Below are 7,254 nucleotides of genomic sequence, written 5' to 3'. Positions count from 1 at the left end.
GGGTTAGGGTGGGGATAAATTTAGAAAATATGGAAAATAATAAAGAAATGAGAACGTGGTTAAATGATTTTAATTTAACACATCCTCTAGTAATAGCAGGTCCTTGTAGTGCGGAAACAGAAGAGCAAGTGTTGAAAATTGCACATGAACTGAAGAACTCAGATGTCAGTATTTTTAGAGCGGGAATCTGGAAACCAAGAACGCGTCCAGGAGGATTTGAAGGTGTTGGAGAAATTGGATTGAAATGGTTAGTAAAAGCTAAGAAAGAAACGGGTTTGCTGATGGGAACTGAGGTGGCTACTGCTGCTCACTGTAAATTAGCTTTAGAATATGATATCGATGTTTTATGGGTTGGTGCTCGTACGACTGCCAATCCGTTTGCTGTTCAGGAAATTGCTGATACATTAGCGGGAACGGATAAAATTGTTTTGATCAAAAATCCCGTAAATCCTGATATGGCTTTGTGGTTGGGTGGTGTAGAACGTTTGCATGCTGCTGGAATCAAAAAATTAGGAGTAATTCACAGAGGTTTTTCTACGTACGAAAAAACAAAATACAGAAACATTCCAGAATGGCAAATTGCTATTGACTTGCAAAATAAATTTCCAGATTTACCTTTAATCATTGATCCATCACATATTACTGGCAACAGAGAAATGATTCTTGAAGTAACACAGGAAGCGCTAAATTTAAATTATGATGGTATGATTATCGAAACACATACGGATCCAGATAATGCTTGGAGTGATGCTGCGCAGCAAGTAACACCTGATGCTTTGAAACAAATTTTCAAGGATTTGAGAGTAAGAAAACAAGATGATGCATCAGATGAATACACTCAGAAAATGAAAAAACTGAGAGCGAATATTGATGTTTTAGATACTAATTTACTAGACTTATTAGGAAAGCGTATGAAAGTAGCTGACGAAATAGGACAGGTGAAAAAAGACGCTAATGTTGCGGTACTTCAAAATACACGTTGGAATGAAATCCTTGGGAAAATGATCCTTGAAGGAGAAAAAAGAGGTTTGACAGAAGAGTTTGTACTTAGAATGTTCAAAGCAATTCACCAGGAAAGTATTGGTCACCAAGAAAAAATAGTAAACGTTTAAAAAATAACAGTTTTAGGTTAACGATTTTTACTTTTGTGAGCCGATAAAATGGAACTTAAAGAAAAATCCCAGGATTATACATTTTGGGATTTTTTATTTAGATATTGTTTAGAATCATAAGTCTAAAATCCTTACTCCTCAATCTTAAATTATTTACCTTTGCAAATCGATAGATTTTAAATTAGAAATCAGCAATCGTTAATCTTCAATCAAAAAGCCTACATGACAGGACTAGTATATAAATCTACAGGAAGTTGGTACACCGTAAAATCTGATCAAGGAGATTTTATAGAATGCCGTATGAAAGGGAAATTCAGAATCAAAGGAATTAAAAGTACCAATCCTATTGCCGTGGGCGATATCGTAGATTATGAATTAGAAGAATCCTCAGATACTATTACAGGAACAATTCACCATATTCATGAACGTAAAAATTATATCGTTCGTAAGTCAGTGAATTTATCTCATCAAATGCATATTATTGCCTCTAATATTGATCGTGTTTTTTTATTAATCACCATTAATAATCCACCAACTACTTTTAATTTTATTGATCGTTTTTTGGTAACGGCGGAAGCTTATGGAATTGAAACGATCTTAGTTTTTAATAAAATAGATACTTTTGATGAAGCTACGCTTGATGAACAATTGTACATGCAACACGTTTATCAGGAGATTGGATATAAATGCCTGCGCGTTTCATCGACAGAAATGAAAGGAATTGATGAGCTGAAGGAAATGATGATCGGTAAAGTAAGTATGTTTTCAGGACACTCTGGCGTAGGAAAATCGACTTTGGTAAATGCAATGGAACCTACTTTACATCTAAAAACAAAAACGATTTCGGAAGCAAGTAAACAAGGACAACATACGACGACTTTTGCAGAAATGTATGATTTGTCTTTTGATGCTAAAATTATCGACACTCCTGGAATCAAAGGTTTCGGAATCGTTGATATGGAAAAAGAAGAAATTAGTGGCTATTTCCCGGAGTTTTTCAAATTAAAAGAGCAGTGCAAATTCAATAATTGCTTGCATAAAGAAGAACCGCATTGTGCCATTAAAGCAGCTTTAGAAAGAGATGAAATTGCATGGTCCCGATACAATAGTTACCTAAAGATTTTAGAAGGGGACGATGAAAATTATAGAACCGATATTCACAATGAAGATCGAATAATTAGCGATAAAACAAGAGAGTAAATCCTGCCGTAAATCTTAAATATCAAAAATTGAAAACAGTAATCCAAAGAGTATCTTCTGCCTCAGTTACCATTGATTCAAAAGTAGTCGCTGATATTCAGAAAGGTTTGTTGGTGTTAGTTGGTATCGAAGATGCCGATAATCAAGAAGACATTGATTGGCTTGCTGCTAAAATAGCCAATATTAGAATTTTTGGTGATGAGAATGGAGTAATGAATCTTTCCGTAAAAGAGAGTAATGGTGATGTAATTGTAGTGAGCCAATTTACGTTACACGCCAATACCAAAAAAGGAAACCGTCCTTCTTATATCAAGGCTTCAAAACCTGATGTTGCAATCCCATTGTACGAAAGCTTTGTAAAATGCATGGAAAAACAATTGGGTAAGAAAGTGCAAACCGGAGTTTTTGGTGCAGACATGAAAGTTTCATTACTAAATGATGGACCGGTTACAATACTAATTGACAGTAAGAATAAAGAATAAGTCAAGTGTTATTGTTGAATTCTTTATTATAAATTCTTTACGCTTTTTTAAATTCCAGCCTAGATGACTTTAGAACAGTATATTCAAAATTTAAATTCAGTTTTACATAAAGAGTTAACGACAGAAAAAGTTACCCTGCTTATTCCTGATTTAAACTCTGAAATCATAGCTGAATTTGCTCAAAAATTAGGTTTGGAGTTTCTTCCTAAAAAAGAAAATGGCAATGTCTGTTTTGCCAACAACAATGACGAATTAAGAGACGATTTCAAACAAGTTTTTAGCACAATAGATTTTCTAGATTATATTTATGCTGTTTCTTTTTCAGCTATTTATAAAGAAAAATTTCAGAAATCTTTTAGCGCAGATTTTCTAAAAATCCCTTTTCCAAAAGTTAGTAATGATTTTTGGAAATTGGTAAAATTGGGAAAGGAGTTGAGGGAGATAAATTTGCTGTTAAGTCCATTTGTAGAAGATAATATTGCTCAATTTCGTTTAGCGGGTGATAATTTAGTAGATAATATAAGATTTGAAATTGCAAATACCACCCCGGCTTACAGCCACCCCTCCAAAGGACGGGAATTTAGTATCTCGAATTCCCCTCCTTCGGAGCGGTGCCCAGAGTGTGGGGTGGTTTTTTATGCTGGGACGGGCGAACTAATAAATAAAATAACTCCACCACATTTTACTATTAAAAACATAAAAATTTATCACAACACAATAACAACTTTACCTTATAATCCAAAATTAAAAGAAAGAGCAAAAGCACTTCGATCTGCAGAAAATTCATCAGAGGTTTTGTTTTGGATGCAAGTACATAAAAATCATTTTTATAAGATAGATTTTGACCGACAAAGAATTATTGGGAATTACATCGTTGATTTTTACGCTAAAAAGCTAGGATTAGTTGTCGAAATAGATGGAGTAAGTCATGAAGGAAAGGAAAAGTATGATGCAGAAAGAGAACGTTATTTAAAATCTTTAGGTCTAAAAATATTCCGAATTCCTGTTGTCGATGTTTTACAGAATATGAGTAAAGCGATGAATGATTTAGAAAAGTTTATTATTGAAAATTATGGAGAGATTGATTGTGATGAAATAGAAAGACCACCCCGTCCGCCTGCGGCGGACACCCCTCCAGAGGAGGGGAATTGTATCGAAGGAAATTGTAGTAATGAAAATCTAGCTAAAGTATTTATCAACGACACACAATATTTTGGAAATATTCCTGAAGCAGTTTGGAATCTATACATCGGAAATTCTCAACCAGCACAAAAGTGGCTAATAGACAGAAAACGCAAGTTGTTAGAAACAAACGACATCAAGCAGTATCAAACATTAATAACTACTTTGATAGAAGTAAACAGGATGATAAAAGAAATTAATAAAATTGAAATACAGTAAATATGGACTTAAAAAACTCCCAACTAGAAGTAGATAATTGGATAAAAGAACATGGCGTTCGTTATTTTAATGAATTGACAAATATGGCGCAACTTACTGAGGAAGTGGGTGAAGTAGCTAGAATAATTGCCCGTCGTTACGGCGAACAATCTGAGAAAGAAAGTGATAAAAATAAAGATCTTGGCGAGGAATTAGCCGATGTGGTTTTTGTGGTCTTGTGTTTGGCGAATCAAACCGGGATTGATCTACAAGCCGCTTTTGATAAAAAGTTAGATTTAAAGTCGATTAGAGATAAAAATCGTCACAAAAACAACGACAAACTGAAGTAATTTGTAGTTTTCAAATTATGAATTATAAAGGAGGAGTGTTAAATTGCAAACTTGAATTATGCTAACCATAATTCGAAATTCAAAACTCATAATTACAACATGAATTTACTCTTACAAACTACCCATTCTAATTTAAAAGCTCAGATTCCCGTTACTGGCTCGAAAAGCGAAACCAACCGATTATTATTATTACAAGCGTTATTCCCTAATATCACTTTGGCGAATACTTCTAATTCCGATGATAGTGAAGTGATGCAAAAAGCATTAAACGCTGATTTGTCATCTCGAGAAACAAGGGATCTAAATATTCATCATGCAGGAACTGCAATGCGTTTTTTAACTGCTTATTTTGCTACACAAGAAGGACGTGAAGTCGTCTTGACGGGTTCACAAAGAATGACAGAACGCCCCATTAAAGTTTTGGTTGATGCGCTAAAACAATTGGGTGCCCAAATTACCTATGAAAAACAAGAAGGTTTTCCTCCTATTCGCATTAAAGGACAAAAAATCACAAGTAATAAAGTTAGTATTCCTGCTAATGTCAGCAGCCAATATATTTCGGCACTTTTATTAATTGCGCCAAAATTAGACAATGGGATTGAATTGACTCTCGTTGGTGAAATCACCTCAGTTCCATATATCAAAATGACATTAGCTTTGCTGAATGATCTTGATATCCAAACTAGTTTTGAAGGGAATATAATCAAAGTCTTTCCAAAACAAGAAGTAGAAACTAAAGAAATGGTGGTAGAGTCCGATTGGAGTTCGGCTTCGTATTTTTTTAGTTTGGTTGCTTTATCAGAAACGGCTTCTATTACATTAACGAGCTATAAAGAAAATAGTTTACAAGGCGATTCAGCTTTGGTCGAAATTTACAAGAAAATGGGCGTTATTTCGAATTTCGAAAACAATACGTTGTCTTTGAGTAAAGTGCCAAACTTTAAACCTGAAATTTTAAATTTAGATCTTAATAACACTCCAGATATTGCACAAACCATTGTGGTAACTTGTTTAGGATTAGGAATAGGTTGTCATCTAACAGGACTTCATACATTAAAAATAAAAGAAACAGATCGCCTAGAAGCATTAAGAGTAGAGCTTACTAAACTAGGGGCAACTATTTCTGTAACGAATGATAGTTTAACATTACAACCATCATATACAATTAATCACAATGTAAAAATCGCCACTTATAACGACCACAGAATGGCAATGTCATTTGCTCCTTTAGCTTTAAAAGTGCCTATTATAATTGAAAACGCTGATGTAGTTTCAAAATCGTATCCTGATTTCTGGGAAGATATGAAAAGTTTAGGCTTTTTTATTTCTTAAATTAGTCAATAATTGTCAATGTTTGCGGGTTAAATAGCTGATATTTTGTGACTTTGCGACTTAGTTTTTAAATTAAACAGCAAAACACTTGACAACGCCTATCTCACAGTCGTATATTTGCAGTCCTATATAAGTTTATAATTTGGGGCAATATTTTTGCCGAGGGATTTAATCTTTTAAACAAAAAACAAAAATGAAATTATCACATTTTCAATTCGACTTGCCAAAAGAATTACTTGCAGAGTATCCTGCGGAAAACAGAGACGAAGCACGTCTAATGGTTATTGATCGTAAAAAGCAAACTATAGAACACAAAATGTTCAAAGATGTTATCGATTATTTTGATGAAGGCGATGTTTTAATTCTGAATAATACGAAGGTTTTTCCAGCTCGTTTGTATGGAAATAAAGAAAAAACGGGAGCAAGAATCGAAGTTTTTTTACTTAGAGAATTAAATTCTGAGCAAAGACTTTGGGACGTTTTAGTTGATCCAGCACGTAAAATAAGAATCGGAAACAAATTATATTTTGGGGATGACGATTCGCTAGTTGCCGAGGTTATCGACAATACTACTTCTCGTGGAAGAACATTGCGTTTTCTTTACGACGGTTCTTACGAAGAATTCAGAAATAAATTGACAGAATTGGGAGAAACTCCAATACCAAAATACATTTCAAGAGACGTAACGCCAGAAGATGCAGAACGTTACCAAACGATTTATGCAAAAGAAGAAGGAGCTGTTGCAGCACCAACTGCAGGTTTGCACTTCTCTAAACATTTATTGAAAAAACTTGAAATTAAAGGAATTAAATTTGCTGAAGTTACACTTCACGTAGGTTTAGGAACTTTTAATCCAGTTGAGGTTGAAGATTTATCAAAACACAAAATGGATTCTGAGGAACTAAAAATTACTCAAGAAGCGTGTGACATTGTAAATGAAGCTAAGTCAAAAAAGAAACGTATTTGTACCGTAGGAACTACTTCTATGCGTGCTGTTGAAAGTTCAGTTTCGTCTCAAAACACGTTGAATCCTTTTGACGGTTGGACTAATAAATTCGTTTTCCCTCCGCATGATTTTACGATTCCAACTTGTATGATTACTAATTTTCATACGCCAAAATCAACATTATTGATGATGGTTTCTGCATTTTGCGGACATGATTTAATGAAGAAAGCTTACGCAGAAGCAATCGAAGAAGGATACAAATTCTATTCTTACGGAGATGCTATGTTAATTATATAGTCTAAAAATATTTTAGATTTCAAAAAAAAAACTCGTCAATATTGGCGAGTTTTTTTTTGGTGTGCCCCAAGGGTCGTGCTGTACGCTATATCTTTATTTTCTTTATCAAGAAAACAAAGGATGCCACTTCCATCACTCACACAATTTATATTAAA

General features: G+C 34.0%; 7 protein-coding genes. All 7 read left to right on the top strand.

Annotated features, from left to right (window positions below):
* The first annotated feature begins 29 nt into the window (after nt 1-29).
* A complete protein-coding gene (locus MW871_RS15505; protein WP_188051310.1) occupies nt 30-1,112 on the top strand; it encodes a bifunctional 3-deoxy-7-phosphoheptulonate synthase/chorismate mutase type II in 1,083 nt (360 codons plus the stop codon).
* 222 nt (nt 1,113-1,334) lie between these two features.
* Nucleotides 1,335-2,312, top strand: coding sequence for a ribosome small subunit-dependent GTPase A (gene rsgA / locus MW871_RS15500; protein ID WP_188051309.1), 978 nt, complete (start codon nt 1,335-1,337; stop codon nt 2,310-2,312).
* A 29-nt stretch (nt 2,313-2,341) separates the two neighbouring features.
* On the top strand, nt 2,342-2,794 hold the full coding sequence (gene dtd / locus MW871_RS15495; RefSeq protein WP_188051308.1) for a D-aminoacyl-tRNA deacylase: 453 nt from the start codon (nt 2,342-2,344) through the stop codon (nt 2,792-2,794).
* Between the two features lie 63 nt (nt 2,795-2,857).
* Complete coding sequence (locus tag MW871_RS15490) at nt 2,858-4,195, top strand: type ISP restriction/modification enzyme (RefSeq protein ID WP_248429311.1); 1,338 nt, start codon at nt 2,858-2,860, stop codon at nt 4,193-4,195.
* 2 nt (nt 4,196-4,197) lie between these two features.
* The gene (locus MW871_RS15485; protein WP_248429310.1) at nt 4,198-4,524 is read left to right on the top strand and encodes a nucleotide pyrophosphohydrolase; all 327 of its coding nucleotides are present in this window, start codon (nt 4,198-4,200) and stop codon (nt 4,522-4,524) included.
* A 99-nt stretch (nt 4,525-4,623) separates the two neighbouring features.
* Nucleotides 4,624-5,856: a 3-phosphoshikimate 1-carboxyvinyltransferase gene (gene aroA / locus MW871_RS15480; protein WP_248429309.1), complete on the top strand. Its 1,233-nt coding sequence runs from the start codon at nt 4,624-4,626 to the stop codon at nt 5,854-5,856.
* A gap of 193 nt (nt 5,857-6,049) precedes the next feature.
* The gene (queA, locus tag MW871_RS15475) at nt 6,050-7,099 is read left to right on the top strand and encodes a tRNA preQ1(34) S-adenosylmethionine ribosyltransferase-isomerase QueA (RefSeq protein ID WP_188051304.1); all 1,050 of its coding nucleotides are present in this window, start codon (nt 6,050-6,052) and stop codon (nt 7,097-7,099) included.
* Nucleotides 7,100-7,254 lie beyond the last annotated feature (155 nt).

The sequence above is a fragment of the Flavobacterium pygoscelis genome, assembly GCF_023162025.1.
In the GTDB taxonomy this organism is placed as follows: Bacteria; Bacteroidota; Bacteroidia; order Flavobacteriales; family Flavobacteriaceae; genus Flavobacterium; species Flavobacterium pygoscelis.
This window is presented reverse-complemented; position numbering and strand designations above follow the sequence as displayed.

Excerpts from the sequence above, each read along its gene's own strand:
- MW871_RS15505 (WP_188051310.1), top strand. The coding sequence starts at position 30 with ATGGAAAATAATAAAGAAATGAGAACGTGGTTAAATGATTTTAATTTA.
- queA (WP_188051304.1), top strand. The coding sequence starts at position 6,050 with ATGAAATTATCACATTTTCAATTCGACTTGCCAAAAGAATTACTTGCA.
- MW871_RS15485 (WP_248429310.1), top strand. The coding sequence starts at position 4,198 with ATGGACTTAAAAAACTCCCAACTAGAAGTAGATAATTGGATAAAAGAA.
- aroA (WP_248429309.1), top strand. The coding sequence starts at position 4,624 with ATGAATTTACTCTTACAAACTACCCATTCTAATTTAAAAGCTCAGATT.
- MW871_RS15490 (WP_248429311.1), top strand. The coding sequence starts at position 2,858 with ATGACTTTAGAACAGTATATTCAAAATTTAAATTCAGTTTTACATAAA.
- rsgA (WP_188051309.1), top strand. The coding sequence starts at position 1,335 with ATGACAGGACTAGTATATAAATCTACAGGAAGTTGGTACACCGTAAAA.